The 18,590-nt window shown below is 70.5% G+C and carries 18 protein-coding genes and 1 riboswitch; of the genes, 11 read left to right on the top strand and 7 right to left on the bottom strand.

All coding sequences use genetic code 11. The features are described from left to right. From OG842_RS13295 to OG842_RS13255, 9 genes are all read left to right on the top strand, one after another. Positions 1-816, top strand: a complete 816-nt coding sequence (locus OG842_RS13295; protein WP_266729808.1) for an SOS response-associated peptidase — start codon at positions 1-3, stop codon at positions 814-816. A 16-nt stretch (positions 817-832) separates the two neighbouring features. After that, the gene (locus OG842_RS13290) at positions 833-1,510 is read left to right on the top strand and encodes an alpha/beta hydrolase family protein (protein WP_266729807.1); all 678 of its coding nucleotides are present in this window, start codon (positions 833-835) and stop codon (positions 1,508-1,510) included. 273 nt (positions 1,511-1,783) lie between these two features. Next, complete coding sequence (locus tag OG842_RS13285; protein WP_266729806.1) at positions 1,784-2,440, top strand: sigma-70 family RNA polymerase sigma factor; 657 nt, start codon at positions 1,784-1,786, stop codon at positions 2,438-2,440. Continuing rightward, a complete protein-coding gene (gene rsrA / locus OG842_RS13280) occupies positions 2,437-2,757 on the top strand; it encodes a mycothiol system anti-sigma-R factor (protein WP_124716484.1) in 321 nt (106 codons plus the stop codon). Before OG842_RS13285 ends, rsrA begins: the two co-directional genes overlap by 4 nt. Positions 2,758-2,894: 137 nt before the next feature. Continuing rightward, on the top strand, positions 2,895-4,361 hold the full coding sequence (locus tag OG842_RS13275) for an HD-GYP domain-containing protein (RefSeq protein WP_266729805.1): 1,467 nt from the start codon (positions 2,895-2,897) through the stop codon (positions 4,359-4,361). Further along, complete coding sequence (locus tag OG842_RS13270) at positions 4,358-5,623, top strand: HD-GYP domain-containing protein (RefSeq protein ID WP_266729804.1); 1,266 nt, start codon at positions 4,358-4,360, stop codon at positions 5,621-5,623. Before OG842_RS13275 ends, OG842_RS13270 begins: the two co-directional genes overlap by 4 nt. 91 nt (positions 5,624-5,714) lie before the next feature. Beyond that, the gene (locus tag OG842_RS13265; RefSeq protein ID WP_266729803.1) at positions 5,715-6,707 is read left to right on the top strand and encodes a tetratricopeptide repeat protein; all 993 of its coding nucleotides are present in this window, start codon (positions 5,715-5,717) and stop codon (positions 6,705-6,707) included. Between the two features lie 143 nt (positions 6,708-6,850). Next, the gene (gene def, locus OG842_RS13260) at positions 6,851-7,489 is read left to right on the top strand and encodes a peptide deformylase (protein WP_266729802.1); all 639 of its coding nucleotides are present in this window, start codon (positions 6,851-6,853) and stop codon (positions 7,487-7,489) included. A gap of 176 nt (positions 7,490-7,665) precedes the next feature. Further along, positions 7,666-8,397, top strand: coding sequence for a D-Ala-D-Ala carboxypeptidase family metallohydrolase (locus tag OG842_RS13255; RefSeq protein WP_266729801.1), 732 nt, complete (start codon positions 7,666-7,668; stop codon positions 8,395-8,397). 52 nt (positions 8,398-8,449) lie between these two features. On the opposite strand, the gene OG842_RS13250 is transcribed toward OG842_RS13255, so the two are convergent. Continuing rightward, complete coding sequence (locus OG842_RS13250) at positions 8,450-8,740, bottom strand: RICIN domain-containing protein (protein WP_266733571.1); 291 nt, start codon at positions 8,738-8,740, stop codon at positions 8,450-8,452. Between the two features lie 250 nt (positions 8,741-8,990). Further along, entirely contained in the window at positions 8,991-9,965 is a 975-nt protein-coding gene (locus OG842_RS13245) for a GlxA family transcriptional regulator (RefSeq protein ID WP_266729800.1), read from the bottom strand. 81 nt (positions 9,966-10,046) lie between these two features. On the opposite strand from OG842_RS13245, the gene OG842_RS13240 reads away from it, so the two are divergent. Beyond that, positions 10,047-10,259 (top strand): hypothetical protein, encoded by a 213-nt coding sequence (locus tag OG842_RS13240; protein WP_266729799.1) that lies wholly within the window; start codon positions 10,047-10,049, stop codon positions 10,257-10,259. 24 nt (positions 10,260-10,283) lie between these two features. On the opposite strand, the gene OG842_RS13235 is transcribed toward OG842_RS13240, so the two are convergent. The 5 genes from OG842_RS13235 to OG842_RS13215 form a co-directional block, all read right to left on the bottom strand. Continuing rightward, the gene (locus OG842_RS13235; protein WP_266729798.1) at positions 10,284-11,303 is read right to left on the bottom strand and encodes a ribonucleotide-diphosphate reductase subunit beta; all 1,020 of its coding nucleotides are present in this window, start codon (positions 11,301-11,303) and stop codon (positions 10,284-10,286) included. Next, on the bottom strand, positions 11,303-13,711 hold the full coding sequence (locus OG842_RS13230; protein ID WP_266729797.1) for a ribonucleoside-diphosphate reductase subunit alpha: 2,409 nt from the start codon (positions 13,709-13,711) through the stop codon (positions 11,303-11,305). The genes OG842_RS13235 and OG842_RS13230 overlap by 1 nt, the downstream gene beginning before the upstream one ends. Positions 13,712-13,853: 142 nt before the next feature. Further along, positions 13,854-13,981, bottom strand: a riboswitch (cobalamin riboswitch). Positions 13,982-14,149: 168 nt separating this feature from the next. Then, positions 14,150-15,784, bottom strand: coding sequence for a monocarboxylate uptake permease MctP (gene mctP / locus OG842_RS13225; RefSeq protein ID WP_266729796.1), 1,635 nt, complete (start codon positions 15,782-15,784; stop codon positions 14,150-14,152). Continuing rightward, positions 15,781-16,035: a DUF3311 domain-containing protein gene (locus OG842_RS13220; protein ID WP_266729795.1), complete on the bottom strand. Its 255-nt coding sequence runs from the start codon at positions 16,033-16,035 to the stop codon at positions 15,781-15,783. The genes mctP and OG842_RS13220 overlap by 4 nt, the downstream gene beginning before the upstream one ends. 225 nt (positions 16,036-16,260) lie before the next feature. Further along, a complete protein-coding gene (locus tag OG842_RS13215) occupies positions 16,261-17,025 on the bottom strand; it encodes a GntR family transcriptional regulator (protein WP_266729794.1) in 765 nt (254 codons plus the stop codon). Positions 17,026-17,304: 279 nt separating this feature from the next. Between OG842_RS13215 and OG842_RS13210 the strand changes: the two genes are divergently transcribed. Continuing rightward, positions 17,305-18,588 carry an extracellular solute-binding protein gene (locus OG842_RS13210; protein WP_266729793.1) on the top strand — a complete coding sequence of 428 codons (1,284 nt, stop codon included), beginning with the start codon at positions 17,305-17,307 and terminating at the stop codon, positions 18,586-18,588. The last annotated feature ends 2 nt before the right edge of the window (positions 18,589-18,590 follow it).

Genomic DNA, 18,590 nt, shown 5'->3' with positions numbered 1-18,590 from the left:
ATGTGCGGACGGTATTCAGCGAGTCGGCGGCCCGAGGACCTGACCGGACTCTTCCAGGTCGAGAAGTGGGAGCCGGCCGAGGCCCTGGCGCCCGATTGGAACGTGGCGCCCACCAAGGAGGTCTACGCCGTACTGGAGCGTCCTCTCAAAGACGCAGACGACCAGCGTCCGGTTCGCCAGATGCGCGCGCTGAAATGGGGGCTCGTGCCGTCCTGGGCGAAGTCCCCGGAGGGCGCCGCACGGATGATCAACGCCCGCGCGGAGACCGTCCACGAGAAGCCGTCCTTCCGCCGCCCCTTCGTCTCCCGGCGCTGCATCCTGCCCGCCGACGGCTACTACGAGTGGGTCACCGGCGCGGACGAACGGCAGCTGGAGGAGAAGGAGAAGAAGAAGCGCCCGCGCAAGCAGCCGTACTTCGTGACCCCCGCCGACGGATCGGTCTTCGCGATGGCCGGGCTGTACGAGTTCTGGCGCGACCGGACGCTGCCCGACGACCACCCGATGGCCTGGTGGGCGACGTGCACGGTGATCACGACCGAGGCGGAGACCACCCCGCTCGCCGTCGCCCCCGCGGACGGTCCGGCCACGCTCGCCGACATCCACCCCCGGATGCCGCTGATGCTGACCCCGGACCGCTGGGACGACTGGCTCGACCCCTCGCGCACCGACGTCGAGGAGCTGAAGGCGCTGCTCGCACCGCCGCCGGGCGGGCTGATGCGGGCCTATCCGGTGGCCACGGCCGTCAGCAACGTCCGCAACAACGGGCCCGAACTGCTGGAAGAACTGGCCGCGCCGGAAGTGGGCACCCTCTTCTGAGCTCCCGGCGGGGAGGATGGGGCACGTGAGCACTACAGACACCGGCCGCCGGGCCGAAACGATCGACACCGACGCCGGACCGGCCAGGATCACCTGGTTCCCCGCGACGGGCACCACGAAGGCGGGCCGCGCCCGCCTGGTGCTGGCCCTCGGCCATGGCGCGGGCGGCGGCATCGAGGCCCGCGACCTCCAGGCCCTGGCCGCCGCGCTGCCCGCCCACGGGGTGACCGTGGCCCTGGTGGAGCAGCCGTGGCGGGTCGCCGGGAAGCGGCTGGCGCCCGCCCCGAAGACCCTGGACACCGGGTGGCGGGGGCTGTGGCCCGCGCTCACCGCGCCCGGACTGCCCGTCGTCGCGGGCGGGCGGAGCGCCGGGGCCCGGGTGGCCTGCCGGACCGCCGCGGAGCTCGGCGCCCACGCCGTCCTCGCGCTCAGCTTCCCGCTGCACCCGCCGGGCAAGCCGGAGAAGTCCCGCGCGGACGAGCTGCTCGGCTCCGGAGTGCCCACGTTCGTCGTGCAGGGCGGCCACGACCCGTTCGGGCGGCCCGCCGAATTCCCTCCGGGGGAGTACGAGCTCGCCGAAGTGCCGTACGCCGACCACGGGTTCTCCGTACCGAAGAAGGCCGACCTCGGCCAGGACGAGGCGATGGGGATCCTGACCGCCGCCGTGACCGGCTGGCTGTCGGCCCTCGTGTGACGTACACCCCGGGAATGTTGGGGGAGGGGCCACTGTTGTCGGTGACATCGGTACATCAACGTCGTACGTGGAGAGGGAGTCCGTCGCATGGGTTCGACCATCTGCCCGCGCCGCTCGAACGCCGCTGACCTGGAGTGGACGGTGCTGCACGCGGCCAGGACCACTCCCGATCGGGCCCCGGGCGGATCGGAACGACAGCCCGTATCGAAGCAAGGTCGACTATTCTCCGATTCGAGCGGGTCCGGTTTCGGCTCCGCCACAGCGTTGGAGGAGGTGGGTCCGGTCACTGGGACCGACACAGGGACCGACGACGGCCGCGCACAGGAGACGTCCGCCGAGCGCAACGCGCGCTTCGAGCGGGACGCGCTCGGTTTCCTCGACCAGATGTACTCGGCCGCGCTGCGCATGACGCGCAACCCCGCGGACGCCGAGGACCTGGTCCAGGAGACGTATGCCAAGGCGTACGGCTCCTTCCACCAGTTCCGTGAGGGCACCAACCTCAAGGCGTGGATGTACCGCATCCTCACCAACACGTTCATCAACTCGTACCGCAAGAAGCAGCGCGAACCCCAGCGCAGCGCCGCCGAGGAGATCGAGGACTGGCAGCTGGCGCGCGCCGAGTCGCACATGTCGACCGGTCTGCGATCCGCCGAGTCGCAGGCGCTCGACCACCTGCCCGACTCCGACGTGAAGTCCGCTCTGCAGGCGATCCCCGAAGAGTTCCGCATCGCCGTGTATCTCGCCGATGTCGAGGGCTTTGCCTACAAGGAGATCGCGGACATCATGGGGACTCCCATCGGTACGGTGATGTCCCGACTGCACCGGGGCCGCCGCCAGCTGCGCGGCATGCTGGAGGACTACGCCCGGGAGCGCGGGCTCGTCCCGGCCGGTGCCGGAGAGTCGGACGATCGGAAAGGCTCGGGCTCATGAGCTGCGGAGAGCCGCACGAGACGGACTGCTCGGAAGTCCTCGATCATCTCTACGAGTTCCTCGACCACGAGATGCCCGACAGCGACTGCACCAAGTTCGAGGTGCACTTCGAGGAGTGCTCCCCGTGCCTGGAGAAGTACGGCCTGGAACAGGCCGTCAAGAAGCTGGTGAAGCGTTGCTGCGGCCAGGACGACGTGCCCAGTGATCTGCGGTCCAAGGTGATGGGCCGGATCGATCTGATCCGCTCGGGGCAGGCCGTGCCCGAGCAGGACGTGACGGCGGCCGAGAGCGGACAGCCGACCGCCGCCAAGGAGTGACACCCGGCGGCCGGTGCGTACCGGCCGCCGCCACCGGATCACCCGAATGTGCTAATCGAGCTCATCGACGCTCGACCGGTTCCACAACTCGCTAGCCTGGCGCCTCCATTGACCATGTTGGGGGGCGGGCCGAGCGGGTGAGAGCCACACGCGGGGCGGCGCGCGCGTACATCGCGGTGGTCGTGCTGGGTGCCCTGTGCTGTGTACTTCCCGCGCTGCGGAGCGGTGCCGGGACCCCGTGGGTCACCGTCGCACTGCTCACCGGGCTCTATCTGGCCTGTGAACTCCCCGGGCGCTGCCCCTTCTTCGGCAGCTCCATGCCGATCCGTGCGGGATCGTTCTTCCCTTTGCTGCTTGCCGCCGCCTTCCTGCTGCCGCCCGCCGCGGCCGCCCTCGTCGCCGTGCCCGGATCGCTCGTCGGCCGGGTCGAACAGCCGCCGTTCACCGCACGGCGCGTCTGGCGGGCCGCGCAGCTCGCCGTCACGGTCTGGGCGGCCTCGTCCGTCCACGGACTCTTCGGCGGCACCGTCACGCTCGGCGGCACCGGTACCGGCCCCGGCCGGCTCCCCGACCTGCCCTACGCGATCCTGCCCGCCTGCGCCGCCGCCCTGGCCTTCAGCCTCGTACTGACCTCGCTGGACGGCTCCATCCTGGCCGTGGCCGAGCAGCTGCCCCTGCGGCGGGCCTGGAGCGGGCTGCTGCCGCGCTCGCTGGGACCGCATCTGGTGCACGGACTCGCCGGGCTGATGATGGCGGTCCTGTGGCGCGGTCCGTACGGTCCGTTGTCCGCGCTGATCGTCCTGCTGCCGATGTACATCTCCTGCTGGGTCTTCGCCCAGTACCACCGCGAGCACGCCGCCCACCGCGCCACCATCAGGGCGCTGGTGCAGGCCGTCGACATCAAGGACACCTACACCCGGGGCCACAGCGAGCGGGTCGGGCGGGCCTCCGTCCTCATCGCCCGCGAACTGGGCATGGACCCCGGCCGCCTGGAGGTCGTCCGGTTCGCCGGCATCCTGCACGACGTCGGCAAGCTCGGCGTCCCCACCCGGGTGCTCCGCAAGGACGGTCCGCTCACCCCGGAGGAACGACAGGTGATCGAACTGCACCCGGAGTACGGGCACGAGATCGTCCGCGGCATCGGCTTCCTCGGCGAGGCGCGGGCCGCGATCCTGCACCACCACGAGCGGCTCGACGGCAGCGGCTACCCGTACGGGCTCAGCGGGCGCGAGATCCCGGAGTTCGCCCGGGTCGTCGCGGTGGCGGACGCCTTCGACGCGATGACCTCGACCCGGTCCTACCGGCGGGGCAGGCCCGTGCCGGCCGCGCTGGAGGAGCTGAAGCGGTGTGCGGGCACCCAGTTCGACCCGCAGATGGTCCAGGCGCTGGCGCGCGGGCTCGAACGGCACGGCTGGTCGGCGGTGACGATGGCCGGGACGGCGGACGGGCCGGGGGTCCCCGGGCCCCGGGCCGAGAGCGCGGAGGCCGCCCCGGGCCGCCCCGGGCCGTCCGGCGGGCTCGACCGCGTACCGCCGCCGCAGCCCCCGGCGGACGGGCTCGGTGCGGTGCCCGGACCGCAGTCGCCCGCGGACCGCCGCCGGTGACCCGGGACAGGGCCGGCACCCGGCTGCCCGCCGCCGTCCTCACCGTCCGCGCCGCCGCGGCCCTGCTCGCCGCCGCCGGGCTCGGCCACACCCTCTGGAACGGCGTCCACGAGCCCGGCCACGCCCTCGCCTTCGGGGTGCTCATCGCCGTCGGTGAACTGGCCCGCTGGGGCGCGCTGCCCGGCGAGCGCGAGCCCGCGCCGCTCGGCGCCGCCGGAGCCCTCGCGTACGCCCTGCTGGGCTGCAGCGGCGGCGGACCGACCGAGCACGGCGTCCTCCAGGTGGTTGCCGTGCTCGTCGCGGCGAACCTCGTGGCCTGTGTGCCCCATGTGGCCCGGGGCACGGGGCCCGCACCCGACCGGGTGGCCCGCCGCGTCCTGACCGTCACCTTCGCCGCCGTGTGCTTCCAGCCGCTGTACAACAGCGGGCGCGCCGAGGGCTGGTCCGGCGAGGGCCCGTACTACGTGCTCGTCCTGCTCCTGATCCTCGTCCTGACCGCCCTGTGCGACGCCGTGCTCGCGGCCCTGCTGCTGCGTGCGCGCACCCGCCACCCCTACCCGCCGCTGCTGCGGGACGAGCTGCGCGGCCTTCTCGGCATCGGCTCGGCGGTCTGCGCGACCGGGGTCGTGATGGCGCTCGGGGTGGCCGTCGCCGGGCTGTGGGCGCTGCCCGTCCTGTGCGTACCGCTGCTGCTGACCCATGTCTCGTTCCGCCGGTTCGTCGCCGTGCGCATCACCTACCGGCAGACCATCGCCTCGCTCGCCAGGTCCACCGAGATCGCCGGGTACACCCCGCACGGGCATGCCCGCCGGGTCGCCGTGCTCTGCCGGGCCGTCGGCCGTGAGCTGGGGCTCTCCGGGAGCCGGCTGACCGTGCTGGAGCACGCCGCCCTGATGCACGACATCGGCCAGCTCTCGCTGGTAGACCCGGTCCCGGACGGGGCGACGGCCACCCTGCCCGCCGCCGATCAGCGCCGTATCGCGCTGCTCGGCGGGGCCGTGGTCCGCCAGACCGGGGTGGACCCCGAGGTCGCCGTCGTCGTGGAACGGCAGGCCGACCCCTACCGCGAGCAGCCGTTGTCCGCCAGGATCGTCAGGGCCGTCAACGCATACGACGACCTGTGCGGGGAAAGTCTCATCGGGCCGCTGGGCGCGCTGGAACAACTCAGGCTCGGGACCGCCCACGACTATCAGCCCGAAGTCGTGGAATCACTGGCCAGGGTCCTCGCCCGGGGTGTTCCGGCCCCGGTCCTGCCCGGGTAACCCATGGGTAATGAGCGGGCGTCCGGCCCGGCATGGTTGGATGCGAAGAAGAGCGGAAAACGAGGGTGTCCAGTCGGGACAGGCGGGAATCGTGAGGATCTTCGGGAAGGTACGGCATCGGCCCTCCGCCTCTTGGCGGCAGGCCACGGACCGCGCGTTCACGCTGATCGGCGACGGCCGGTACGAGGACGCGGGCGCGCTGCTGACACGTGCGGCGGACCTGGAACCCTGGCTCTCGGAGTCGTGGTTCAACCTGGCGCTGCTGCACAAGTTCCGGCATGACTGGGAACAGGCGAGAGCCGCCGGCCTGCGGGCCGTCGCGCTGCTCGACAAGGAATCCGGCGCTCCCGACTGGTGGAACGTCGGGATCGCCGCCACCGCGCTGCAGGACTGGCCGCTGGCCCGCCGGGCCTGGCAGGCGTACGGCCTGAAGGTGCCGGGCGCCGGCCAGCACACCTCGGCGGCCAACAGCGAGCCGGTCGGCATGGAGCTGGGCAGCGCCGCGGTACGGCTGTCGCCGGAGGGCGAGGCCGAGGTGGTCTGGGGCCGCAGGCTCGATCCGGCCCGGATGGAGGTGCTCTCCATTCCGCTGCCGTCGTCCGGCCGCCGCTGGGGCGAGGTCGTCCTGCACGACGGGGTGCCGCACGGCGAGCGGGTCACCGCGGCCGGGCCCTCCTACCCGGTCTTCGACGAGATCGAGCTGTGGGCGCCGTCCCCCGTACCGACCTGGGTGGTGCTGCTCGAAGCGGCCACCGAGGAGGACCGGGACGCGCTGGAGCAGCTGGCGTCCGACGCCGGGTTCGCCGCCGAGGACTGGTCGTCCTCCGTACGGCTCCTCTGCCGGGCCTGCTCGGAGAGCCGGATGGAGAGCGACGAGGGCGACGGTGAGCACCTCGACCCGCACGACCACAGCGAGCCGGGCCATCCGGGCCCGCTGGGCCACCGCACCGCCGGTGAGCTGTGGGTGCCCGAGCGGGAGTGCGGGATAGCGGCACCGGCCGGGCTGGTGCGCGGTCTGCTGGACGGCTGGGTGGCGGACAGCCCGGACAGCCGCGAGTGGCGGGATCTCGAAGAAGTCTGCTGACCGGTGCCCGTAGGCTGTACGGGCACCGGGTCGCGGTGCTCGGGTGCCCAAGCCCCGGAACTGTCGGACGGCCTGGTTTCAGGCAGGGCCGGACTTCGGGCCCAGGGCCGGGTTTCAGGTTTTGAGGAAGGCGTACGGCGGACATGGCGCAGCAGGATACGGACGAGCAGATCAGCGTCGACGACGAGGGTTTCGTCGTGGACACCGAGGACTGTGAGGCGCGCGAGGCGGCACATCGCGAGCGCGGCACCTCTCGTCCGATCACGGTCGTGGGCAACCCGGTGCTCCACAAGGAGTGCAAGGACGTCACCGAGTTCGACGACGAGCTGGGCCGGCTGATCGACGACATGTTCGCGAGCCAGCGGACCGCGGAGGGCGTCGGCCTGGCCGCCAACCAGATCGGCGTCGACCTCAAGGTCTTCGTCTACGACTGCCCGGACGACGACGGTGTGCGGCACGTGGGCGCCGTCTGCAACCCGGTGCTCGAAGAGCTGGCGCCCGAGGACCGGATCCTGGACGACTCCAACGAGGGCTGCCTCTCCGTCCCGACGGCGTACGCCTCGCTCGCCCGCCCGGACTACGCGGTGGTCCGCGGACAGGACGCCAAGGGCAACCCGGTCAAGGTCCGGGGCAGCGGCTACTTCGCCCGCTGCCTCCAGCACGAGACGGACCACCTGTACGGCTACCTGTACATCGACCGGCTCTCGAAGCGGGACCGCAAGGACGCGCTGCGGCAGATGGCGGAGAACACGCCGCGCTACGAGGTCGTGCCGAACGACTGAGCGAGCACCCGACCGCCACCGGTGGGCCCGGCCCCTCGCCGTCTCGCGAGATGCCGGGCCCACCGGTTTTCGCACCCGGGCGCGCGTCAACTGCCATTCACCCCTTGGCAGTTGACGCGCGTCGACTCGTCCGACAAGCTCTCTGACCACACTTCCGTCACAGCGGGGAGCCCCACATGCTCAGACGTATCGCACGACTCCTGCTCGGTCTTGTCATGACCATGGCTTTCGCTCTGGGTGGTGCCGTGGTGACCGCCGGCACCGCACAGGCCGACGGCTGCTACACCTGGACCCGCACGATGTCCCCCGGCGCCACCGGCAACGACGTCGTCCAGCTCCAGATCCGGGTGGCCGGCTACCCCGGCTACAACGCCGTACTCGCCATCGACGGCTCCTACGGACCGGCCACCACCGCCGCCGTCAAGCGCTTCCAGGCCGCCTACGGCCTCGCCGCCGACGGCATCGCGGGCCCGGCCACCCAGGCCAAGATCTACGAGCTCCAGGACAACGACTGCACCCCGGCGCATTTCACGTACGCCGAGCTCAACCACTGCAACAGCACCTGGGCCGGTGGTGCCGTCGCTGCGGGAACCGCCAAGGCCAACGCGCTGAGCACCATGTGGAAGCTGGAAGCGCTGCGCCACGCGCTCGGTGACCGCCCCATCACCGTCAACAGCGGCTTCCGCTCCACGTCCTGCAACAGCGCGGTCGGCGGGGCGTCGAACAGCCGTCATCTGTACGGCGACGCGGCCGACCTGGGCGGGATCGCCTTCTGCACCCTGGCCCAGCAGGCCCGCAACCACGGGTTCAACGGGATCCTCGGCCCGGGATACCCGGACCACAACGACCACGTCCATGTGAACCAGGGCCCCAGCCACTTCTGGTCCGCGCCCAACTGCGGCATCTGACACGCGCGTGGGGCCCGCCGGCACCGGCGGGCCCCACCTGTGCGCGGGACGGTCAGGCGGACTCGGCCTTCAGCCGCGTACCGCCCGTCGTCTGGACCGCGGCGCCGTCCGCGGCCCGCCGGGTCAGGGAGAGCTGCGAGATGGCGTTGCGCAGGGTCAGCGCCCCGGCCCCGGGGTCCAGTTGCCAGCGCTGGGTGCGCGCCGCCGCCGAACAAGCGCCGAGCGACAGCTCGGCCCCGACCTCCAGCGGAGCGCCCAGGTACTTCTTGCCGCGCACCGCGTCCAGGCACTGGTCCGTCCCGGCCGCGCGCACCGTGTAGTAGCCGTCGGCGGTCGCCGTCAGCGTCTAGGAGGCCACGCTGCCGCGGACCAGGGACACACCCGAGTCCGCCCCCGGAGCGAGGACCTCGTCCCCGGCGGTCAGCCGGTACGTGCCGTCGGCCAGCGGGGTGCGGTCGGTGTTCGACCAGCCTGGCGCGTGGCCGATCCGCCTGGCCAGCGCCTTGGCTCGGCCGGTTCGCGGTCCATGGGCAGGTGTGGCGAAGAGTTGGACGATTGACCCGACGTCAGACCTGTGACGGGTGATGTATAGGTCAGGCCGCTCCGGCGATCGAGGTCGGGCCACGGAAGGTGCGGCGGTACGCATTGGGTGTGGTGTCCAACGAGCGTACGAACTGGTGGCGCAGGGCGGCAGCGGTCCCGAAACCGGTGCGCCCGGCGATCGTGTCCACCGTTTCATCGGATGTCTCCAGCAGGTGCTGCGCCAACAGCACCCGCTGGCGCAGCAGCCAGCGGTACGGAGTGGTGCCCGTCTCCTGCTGGAAGCGCCGGGCGAAGGTGCGCGGCGACATGTGGGCCTGGGCGGCGAGCTGCTCGACGGTCATCTCCTGGTCGAGGTGGCGCTCCATCCAGACCAGCGTCTCGCCGACGGTGTCGCAGGAGGTGCGGGGCAGCGGCCGCTCGATGTACTGCGCCTGGCCGCCGTCCCGGTGCGGCGGCACCACCATGCGGCGGGCGAGCGCGTTGGCGGCGTCGGGGCCGTACGCCTGCCGGACCAGATGCAGACAGGCGTCGATCCCGGCCGCCGTGCCCGCCGAGGTGATGACCTGGCCCTCGTCCACGTACAGCACATCGGGCTGGACGACGGCCCGGGGGAAGCGGCGGGCCAGCGCCGCCGCGTGGCGCCAGTGGGTGGTGCAGCGGCGCCCGTCCAGCAGTCCGGCCGCGCCGAGCACGTACGCGCCGGAGCAGACGCTCATCACCCTGGCCCCCCGGTCCACGGCCCGGCGCAGCGCGTCGAGGACCTCCTCGGGGTACTCCCGGTCCCGGAAGTTGCTGCCGGCCGGCACGGCGATGAGGTCGGCCTCGTCCAGGCGGTCGAGGCCGTGCGGCGTACTGATGGTGAAGCCGGCGTGGGTCCGCAGCACCGGGCCCTCGGCGGAGACCACGGCGAAGTCGTGGACCGGCAGGCCCTGATCGCTGCGGTCGAGTCCGAAGACCTCGCACAGCACACCCAGTTCGAAGGGGTGGACCTCGTCGAGCAGCAGAACGGCGACATTTTTCAGCATGGCGCCAGTGTGGCAGTAATTCGAGGTTCCATGACAGTCCTGCCACTGCCGCAATGTGCCCGCGCGGACGAGAGTAGAGCCATGAACACATTCCAGAACGTCCTGGGCATAGCCGCACTTATCGCTCTCGTCCTGCTGCCCGCCCTCGCCGGGCTCGCCCGCGAGCGCCGCATCGACCGCGAGCTGCGCGCCGCGGAACGGGCCCGGAGCGACGGACCCCCGCAAACGGCAGGCGCCGCGCGGCCCGTCACGGCTGCGCGGCGCCCCTACCTCAGAAGCTGGGCCAGGATCTAGCCCCGAAAACGGAGCTGAAGAGATCTAGAAGTCGTCGTCGAAGGCGACCGAGCCCTCCACCGCCACCTGATACGCGGACGGCCGGCGCTCGAAGAAGTTCGTCAGCTCCTGCACGCCCTGGAGCTCCATGAACGAGAACGGGTTCTCGGAGCCGTACACCGCCGGGAAGCCCAGCCGGGTGAGCCGCTGGTCGGCGACGCACTCCAGGTACTGCCGCATCGACTCGGTGTTCATGCCGGGCAGCCCGTCACCGCACAGATCGCGGCCGAACTGCAGCTCCGCGGCCACGGCCTCCTTCAGCATGTCGGTGACCTGCTGCTGGAGCTCGTCGTCGAAGAGGTCGGGCTCCTCCTTGCGGACGGTGTCCACGACCTCGAACGCGAAGTTCATGTGCATCGTCTCGTCACGGAACACCCAGTTGGTGCCCGTGGCGAGACCGTGCAGCAGGCCCCGCGAGCGGAACCAGTAGACGTACGCGAACGCGCCGTAGAAGAACAGCCCCTCGATGCACGCCGCGAAGCAGATCAGGTTCAGCAGGAAACGGCGGCGGTCGGCCTTCGTCTCCAGGCGCTCGATCTTCTCGACCGAATCCATCCACTTGAAGCAGAACTGCGCCTTCTCGCGGATCGACGGGATCTCCTCGACCGCGTCGAACGCCGCCGCGCGGTCGTCCGGGTCGGGCAGGTAGGTGTCCAGCAGCGTCAGATAGAACTGGACGTGCACGGCCTCCTCGAAGAGCTGCCGCGACAGATACAGCCGCGCCTCGGGGGAGTTGATGTGCTTGTACAGCGTCAGCACGAGGTTGTTGGAGACGATCGAGTCGCCCGTCGCGAAGAACGCGACCAGCCGGCCGATCATGTGCTGCTCGCCGGGGGACAGCTTGGCGAGGTCGGCGACGTCGGAGTGCAGGTCGACCTCCTCCACCGTCCAGGTGTTCTTGATCGCGTCCCGGTAGCGCTCGTAGAAGTCCGGGTAGCGCATCGGCCGCAGGGTCAGCTCGAAGCCCGGGTCCAGCAGGTTCTTCTCGGAGTTGGTGGAGCTCATTACTGGCAGGCCTCGCAGGACTCGGGGTTTTCGAGGGAGCAGGCGATCGCGTCCGCGTCGGGCGCCGAGGCCTGCTGTACGGGAATGGGGGCGGCGGCCGCCGCCTGGCCGGAGGCGGCACGGGCGATCCGGGTCGCCGGGCGCGAACGCAGGTAGTACGTCGTCTTCAGCCCCTGCTTCCAGGCGTACGCGTACATCGAGGAGAGCTTGCCGATCGTCGGCGTCTCCAGGAACAGGTTCAGCGACTGGCTCTGGTCCAGGAACGGCGTACGGGCCGCCGCCATGTCGATCAGGCCGCGCTGCGGGATCTCCCATGCGGTGCGGTACAGCGCCCGCACCTCCTCGGGGATCCAGGCGAAGCCCTGCACCGAGCCACTGGCCTCGCGCAGCGCCTCACGGGTGCGCGCGTCCCACACCCCGAGCTTCTTCAGCTCGTCCACCAGGTACGCGTTGACCTGAAGGAACTCACCGCTGAGCGTCTCGCGCTTGAAGAGGTTGGAGACCTGCGGCTCGATGCACTCGTAGACGCCCGCGATCGAGGCGATCGTCGCCGTCGGCGCGATGGCGAGCAGCAGCGAGTTGCGCATCCCGCTCTTCGCGACCCGGGCGCGCAGCGCCTCCCACCGCTCGGGCCAGTTCAGCTCGGTGTCGTAGTGGTCGGGGTGCAGCACACCGCGCGCCGCACGCGTCTGCGACCAGGCCGGAAGCGGGCCCGAGCGCTCGGCGAGCTCGCAGGACGACTCGTACGCGGCGAGCATGATCCGCTCGGAGATCTTCGTGGAGAGCGCGCGGGCCTCGGGGGAGTCGAAGGGCAGCCGCAGCTTGAAGAAGACGTCCTGGAGACCCATGGCGCCCAGGCCCACCGGGCGCCACCTGGCGTTGGAGCGGCCGGCCTGCTCGGTCGGGTAGAAGTTGATGTCGACGACCCGGTCCAGGAAGGTCACGGCGGTGCGGACGGTGGCGTCCAGCCGCTCCCAGTCGATGCCACCGTCGGCGACGAACGCGCCGAGGTTGACCGAGCCCAGGTTGCAGACCGCCGTCTCGCCGTCGTCGGTGACTTCGAGGATCTCGGTGCACAGGTTCGACGAGTGGACGACGGTGCCCGGCTCGGCGGTCTGGTTCGCGGTCCGGTTGGAGGCGTCCTTGAACGTCATCCAGCCCTGGCCGGTCTGGGCGAGGGTGCGCATCATCCGGCCGTACAGCTCACGGGCCGGGATCGTCCTGCGGGCCAGGCCCTGGGCCTCGGCGGCCCGGTACGCGGCGTCGAACTCGTCGCCCCACAGGTCGACCAGGCCGGGCACGTCGGCGGGCGAGAACAGCGACCAGTCGCCGTCCGCGTCGACCCGGCGCATGAACTCGTCCGGGATCCAGTGCGCCAGGTTGAGGTTGTGCGTACGCCGCTGGTCCTCACCGGTGTTGTCGCGCAGCTCCAGGAACTCCTCGATGTCCGCGTGCCAGGTCTCCAGGTAGACGGCGGCGGCGCCCTTGCGGCGGCCCCCCTGGTTGACCGCGGCGACGGAGGCGTCGAGCGTCTTCAGGAACGGCACGATGCCGTTGGAGTGCCCGTTGGTGCCCCGGATCAGCGAACCGCGGGAGCGGATGCGGGAGTACGACAGACCGATGCCGCCCGCGTGCTTCGAGAGCCGGGCCACCTGGTGGTAGCGGTCGTAGATCGAGTCGAGCTCGTCCAGCGGGGAGTCCAGCAGATAGCAGGAGGACATCTGCGGGTGCCGGGTGCCGGAGTTGAAGAGCGTGGGGGAGGAGGGCAGGTAGTCGAGCCGGCTCATCAGCCCGTACAGCGCCGCCACTTCGTCCACGGCGCGCTGCGAATCGTCCTCGGCCAGCCCGGCCGCGACCCGCAGCATGAAGTGCTGGGGCGTCTCGACGACCTGGCGGGTGTGCGGGTGGCGCAGCAGATAGCGGCTGTGCAGGGTCCGCAGCCCGAAGTAGCCGAAGCGGTCGTCCGCTCCGTCGGCCAGCGAACGCTCCACCAGCGCGTCGAGGGCGGCCGCGTGACGGGCGACGAACTCGGCGGTCCGGTCCGCGATCAGGCCCTCGCGGTGGCCGACGGCGACCGAGGCGGAGAAGGAGACCGCGCCCTGGCCGGCCGCCTCGTCCGCGATGGCGAGGGTCAGCAGCCGGGCGGCGAGCCGGGAGTAGGAGGGGTCCTCGGAGATCAGCCCCGCGGCGGCCTCGGTGGCCAGCGACCGCAGCTCGGCCTCGTCGGCGCGGGCGCTGCGGCCGCGCAGCGCGGCGGCGGCGACCCGGCCGGGGTCGGTGTCGGGCAGATCGGCGGTCAGTTCGGTCAGGGTCCGCAGCAGTGCGGTTCCCGGTCCGTCCTGTGCGGCGGCCTCGGACTCGGCTGCTGCGGACGCGGCGACTGCCGGATCGGCTGGCGCGATGGTCACGTGGTGCTCTCCCTCGCTCGGCTCGGGGCCGGCGGGGATCGGGGCAGCCCTGCGGGCGCGCAGACCCGGAACAGGGCAGCACTTCGCACGGCGTCCACCGGCCCAACCGCGAGGCCCGGACGTCTGGGCATCCGGTTCGGTCGAGCCGGATGCGCTGCCGGCAGGTCATCGGACTGACTCGGGGGTGCACAAAAGCGCACTGAATACACCGTTGCGGGACAGTTCCGGATTCGCACCGGATTCCCCTGCGGCGACAGCGAGGACGAGCATACATGTGGGGGCTGCCCGAAGAGGCAGCCCCCACATGTTGTGTCGGTCGGCAAATGCCGGGACCACAGGACGCGTTCTGCGGCCCTTTCGGGCAGACGGCGGACGGCCCGTCGCACCCCTTCGGGAAAGGGGCTCGACGGGCCGTCCGCAGGCCGTGGGGCGCGGTCGTCAGTGGCCGCCCGGAGCGCCCGCCGTGGCTGGCGGGAGTTCCGCCTCGACGCCCGGGTCGCCCGCGTCGGCGGTGTAGTCGGCCGGGGAGGTCTCGTCGATCCCGGCAGGTGCCTTCACGGCGTTCAGGACGAAGGTGAGCACCACCGTCACCACCACGTTCAGCACGAACGCGGTGAGGCCGATGTAGCCGATCTCGCCGATTCCGGGGATCTCCTTGGACGAGCCGCCGAAGTGCTTCTGCGTCGGCGAGGCGACCCCGTACGCGGCCACCGTCCCGTACACCATGCCGACCGCCCAGCCGGCGAGCAGCGCCCAGCGGTGGAACCAGCGGGTGAACAGGCCGCCGACCAGGGCGGGCATCGTCTGGAGGATCCAGATGCCGCCGAGCAGCTGGAAGTTGATCGCGACCGTCTTGTCCATGGTGAGGACGAAGGCGAGTGCGCCGACCTTGACCAGCAGCGACACCAGCTTGGAGACCTTGGTCTCCTGCTCCGGGGTCGCGTCCGGCTTCAGGAAGTCCTTGTAGATGTTGCGGGTGAACAGGTTGGCCGCGGCGATCGACATGATCGCGGCGGGCACCAGCGCGCCGATGCCGATGGCGGCGAACGCGACGCCCGCGAACCAGTCCGGGAACATGTTCTCGAACAGCTGCGGGATGGCCAACTGCCCGTTGTCCACCTTGATCCCGGCGGCGATGGCCATGAAGCCGAGCAGCGCCAGCAGGCCCAGCATCAGCGAGTACAGCGGCAGGATCGTGGTGTTGCGCCGGATCACGTTGCGGCTGCGGCTGGAGAGCGTCGCCGTGATCGAGTGCGGATACATGAACAGCGCCAGCGCCGAGCCCAGCGCCAGGGTGGCGTAACCCCATTGGCCCGCCTCGCCCGGCGCGAGCGCGCCGCGCGGTTTGCCGGTGGCCGGGTTGGTCTGCGAGAACGCCTCGCCCGCCTTGGCGAAGATGTCGTCGAAGCCGCCGAGCTTGATCGGGATGTAGATGATCGCCACCGCGATGACCAGGTAGATCAGCCCGTCCTTGACGAAGGCGATCAGCGCGGGTGCCCGCAGCCCGGACGAGTAGGTGTACGCGGCGAGCACCGCGAACGCGATCAGCAGCGGCAGGTCCTTGATGAACCAGTGGGTGTTCTCGCCGCCGCCGACGCCCATCACGTCCAGCACCGCCTGGATGCCGACCAGTTGGAGCGCGATGTACGGCATCGTGGCGAGGATGCCGGTGACGGCGACCGCCAGCGAGAGGCCCTTCGAGCCGAACCGCCCGCGGACGAAGTCCGAGGTGGTGACGTACCCGTGCTTGTGCGATACCGACCACAGCCGCGGCAGGAAGGTGAAGATCAGCGGGTACACGAGGATCGTGTACGGCACGGCGAAGAAGCCCGCCGCGCCCGCCGCGTAGATCGCCGCGGGTACGGCGACGAAGGTGTACGCGGTGTACAGGTCGCCGCCGAGCAGGAACCAGGTGACCCAGGTGCCGAAGGAACGCCCGCCCAGGCCCCATTCGTCGAGGCTGGCCTCGTTCTCGGCCTTGCGCCACCGTGCCGCCAGGAAGCCCATGACCGTGACGGCCACGAAGAAGAAGATGAAGACGCCGAGCGCGACGCCGTTCACGCCGTCCTTCATGCCGACGCACCCCCCTTGCGGGCGCGCTGGTCACGCTGCCACAGCTTGTACGCGATCATCGTGAGCGCGGTGGAGATCAGCACCCAGAGCATCTGGTACCAGTAGAAGAACGGAATACCGATGAAGGTGGGGTCCACCTTCGCGTACGAACTCACCCAGAGCATCGCCACGAACGGCGCGACGAGACAGAGGGCGATGACCACCCGTACCGGTGTGACGGTGGGTGGTTTTCCTTCTGGTTCTGCTGGCATGTGGCGACTCCGTCCCCTCGCTGAGCACCTTGTAATGCGCAGGAAATCTAGGGGAGGCTTCCGGTCACCGTCACCCCCCGTCCGCATTGCGGTCCGGCAACGGTCGGCCGAGTGGGTGTTCATGCTCGAAATACGGCCAAATGTACGACGTTTGGTCCGGACCGGGGTGCGCGAAAGGCCCCCGCGGAGTGATGCGTTCCACGGGGGCCGAACGATGGCGCGGACTCAGTCCGTGGGCCGCTTCAGGCGCGCCACGAACTTGTACCGGTCGCCGCGGTAGACCGAACGCACCCACTCCACCGGTTCGCCCTGTCCGTCGAGCGAGTGCCGGGAGAGCATCAGCATCGGCAGGCCCACGTCCGTACCGAGCAGCCCGGCCTCGCGCGGGGTGGCCAGCGAGGTCTCGATGGTCTCCTCGGCCTCGGCCAGCCGTACGTCGTACACCTCTGCCAGCGCGGTGTAGAGGGAGGTGTACTTCACCAGCGAACGGCGCAGCGCCGGGAAGCGTTTGGCCGAAAGGTGGGTGGTCTCGATCGCCATCGGCTCACCGCTGGCGAGCCGCAGCCGCTCGATCCGCAGCACCCGGCCGCCCGCGCTGATGTCGAGCAGCCCCGCCAGGGTGTCGTCGGCCGTCACGTAGCCGATGTCCAGCAGCTGGGAGGTCGGCTCCAGGCCCTGGGCGCGCATGTCCTCGGTGTACGAGGTGAGTTGCAGGGCCTGCGAGACCTTCGGCTTGGCCACGAAGGTGCCCTTGCCCTGGATGCGCTCCAGCCGGCCCTCGACGACCAGTTCCTGGAGCGCCTGGCGCACCGTGGTGCGCGAGGTGTCGAACTCGGCGGCCAGGGTCCGCTCCGGCGGCACGGGGGTGCCCGGCGGCATGGTGTCCGTCATGTCGAGCAGATGTCGCTTCAGCCGGTAGTACTTCGGGACGCGTGCCGTCCGTGTGGCCGCGCCCGTCTCGTTCTCCGTACTGCCCCCGTCGGCACCCATGGTCCGCCCTCCCGGCGCTTGCGTTGCTGCCGTCACCGGCTCCTCCGTCTGTCGCGGCTCACATGGTGGCACGGTCCGGTCACGGCTGGTCGCCCTCCCTTAGGTGTCGGTCCTATAACGGACGCGAGTGCACTTCTTATACACCCTTGACACCCCTAAAGGTCTAGGCCAAGCTCCCCGTACTGGTCTAAACCATTAAAGACCAGGTCCAGCCCCAGCAGTACTCGTCGAATGTCTTCGCGGTGGGCGGGGTTGCAGTATCCCTGAGGAGGGTTTGGCGTGAAGCGCAAGCTCATCGCGGCGATCGGCGTCGCGGGCATGATGATCGGCCTCGCGGCGTGCGGGTCCGACGACGGCGGCGACAGCGGCAAGAAGGCCGGTCCGGACGCGTACAAGGGCCAGACCCTGACGGTGTGGACGATGTCCGGCTCGAACCCGGACGGGTGGACCAAGAAGGTCACCGAGGAGTTCGAGAAGAAGACCAAGGCCAAACTGAAGATCGAGGTCCAGGACTGGAACGGAATCCAGCAGAAGGTCACCACCGCCCTCTCCGAGTCCAACCCGCCGGACGTCCTGGAGATCGGCAACACCCAGACCCCGGCGTACGCCAAGACCGGCGGCCTCGCCGAGCTCGGTGACCTGAAGAAGGAGATCGGCTCCGCCTGGGCCGACGGCGTCAACCAGCCCTCCGTCTTCGACGGCAAGCAGTACGCCCTGCCGTGGTACGTGGGCAACCGCGTCGTCATGTACAACAAGAAGGTCTTCAAGGACGCCGGCATCGCCGAGACGCCGAAGACCCGCGCCGACCTCTTCAAGGCCTTCGAGGCCATCGAGAAGAAGGGCGACGCCGAGCCGATCTACCTGCCCGGCCAGAACTGGTACTTCTTCGACGGCCTGCTCGTCGGCAAGGACGTCTCGCCGGTCAAGAAGGAAGGCGACAAGTACGTCTCCAACCTGGCCGACCCGAAGGTCGCCGAGGCCATGGACGTCTACAAGCAGTACCAGGCCTTCTCCAAGGCCCCCAAGGACAAGGACGAGGCCACCCCGCAGCAGGCCGAGGTCTTCGCCAAGGGCAAGACCGGCGCCATCATCGCGATGGGCTACGAGGCCGGCACCGCCATCAAGGCCAACCCGAAGATCAAGGACGACATCGGCTTCTTCACCATCCCCGGTGAGACGGCCGACAAGCCCGAGGGCGTCTTCCTCGGCGGCTCGAACCTTGCCGTGGCCGCGGGCAGCAAGAACCAGGACCTGGCCAAGGAGTTCCTGAAGATCGCGCTCTCCGAGCAGAACGACGGTGAGCTGATCAAGGAGGCCGGCTGGTCCCCGAAGAACGACGCCATGCAGAAGTACACCGTCGGCCAGCCCGCCGCCGAGGCCGCCGGTCCGGCCGCCGCCAAGTCCGGTGGCACCACGCCGCTGATCCCGGAGTGGGCGCCGGTCGAGAACCCGCCGAACCCGATCAAGACCTACATGACGCTGGTCCTGCAGGGCAAGTCGCCCGCCGAGGCCGCCAAGCAGGTCGAGGGCGAGCTCAACAAGCGCCTCAGCCAGCAGCAGTAGTC

The organism is Streptomyces sp. NBC_00376, from assembly GCF_036077095.1.
GTDB lineage: Bacteria > Actinomycetota > Actinomycetes > Streptomycetales > Streptomycetaceae > Streptomyces.
Note: the sequence above shows the minus strand (reverse complement) of the source record. Positions and strands in the feature narration are given on the sequence as shown.

Excerpts from the sequence above, each read along its gene's own strand:
- OG842_RS13295 (WP_266729808.1), top strand. The coding sequence starts at position 1 with ATGTGCGGACGGTATTCAGCGAGTCGGCGGCCCGAGGACCTGACCGGA.
- OG842_RS13290 (WP_266729807.1), top strand. The coding sequence starts at position 833 with ATGGGGCACGTGAGCACTACAGACACCGGCCGCCGGGCCGAAACGATC.
- rsrA (WP_124716484.1), top strand. The coding sequence starts at position 2,437 with ATGAGCTGCGGAGAGCCGCACGAGACGGACTGCTCGGAAGTCCTCGAT.
- def (WP_266729802.1), top strand. The coding sequence starts at position 6,851 with ATGGCGCAGCAGGATACGGACGAGCAGATCAGCGTCGACGACGAGGGT.
- OG842_RS13255 (WP_266729801.1), top strand. The coding sequence starts at position 7,666 with ATGCTCAGACGTATCGCACGACTCCTGCTCGGTCTTGTCATGACCATG.
- OG842_RS13245 (WP_266729800.1), bottom strand. The coding sequence starts at position 9,965 with ATGCTGAAAAATGTCGCCGTTCTGCTGCTCGACGAGGTCCACCCCTTC.
- OG842_RS13240 (WP_266729799.1), top strand. The coding sequence starts at position 10,047 with ATGAACACATTCCAGAACGTCCTGGGCATAGCCGCACTTATCGCTCTC.
- OG842_RS13235 (WP_266729798.1), bottom strand. The coding sequence starts at position 11,303 with ATGAGCTCCACCAACTCCGAGAAGAACCTGCTGGACCCGGGCTTCGAG.
- mctP (WP_266729796.1), bottom strand. The coding sequence starts at position 15,784 with ATGAAGGACGGCGTGAACGGCGTCGCGCTCGGCGTCTTCATCTTCTTC.
- OG842_RS13220 (WP_266729795.1), bottom strand. The coding sequence starts at position 16,035 with ATGCCAGCAGAACCAGAAGGAAAACCACCCACCGTCACACCGGTACGG.
- OG842_RS13215 (WP_266729794.1), bottom strand. The coding sequence starts at position 17,025 with ATGGGTGCCGACGGGGGCAGTACGGAGAACGAGACGGGCGCGGCCACA.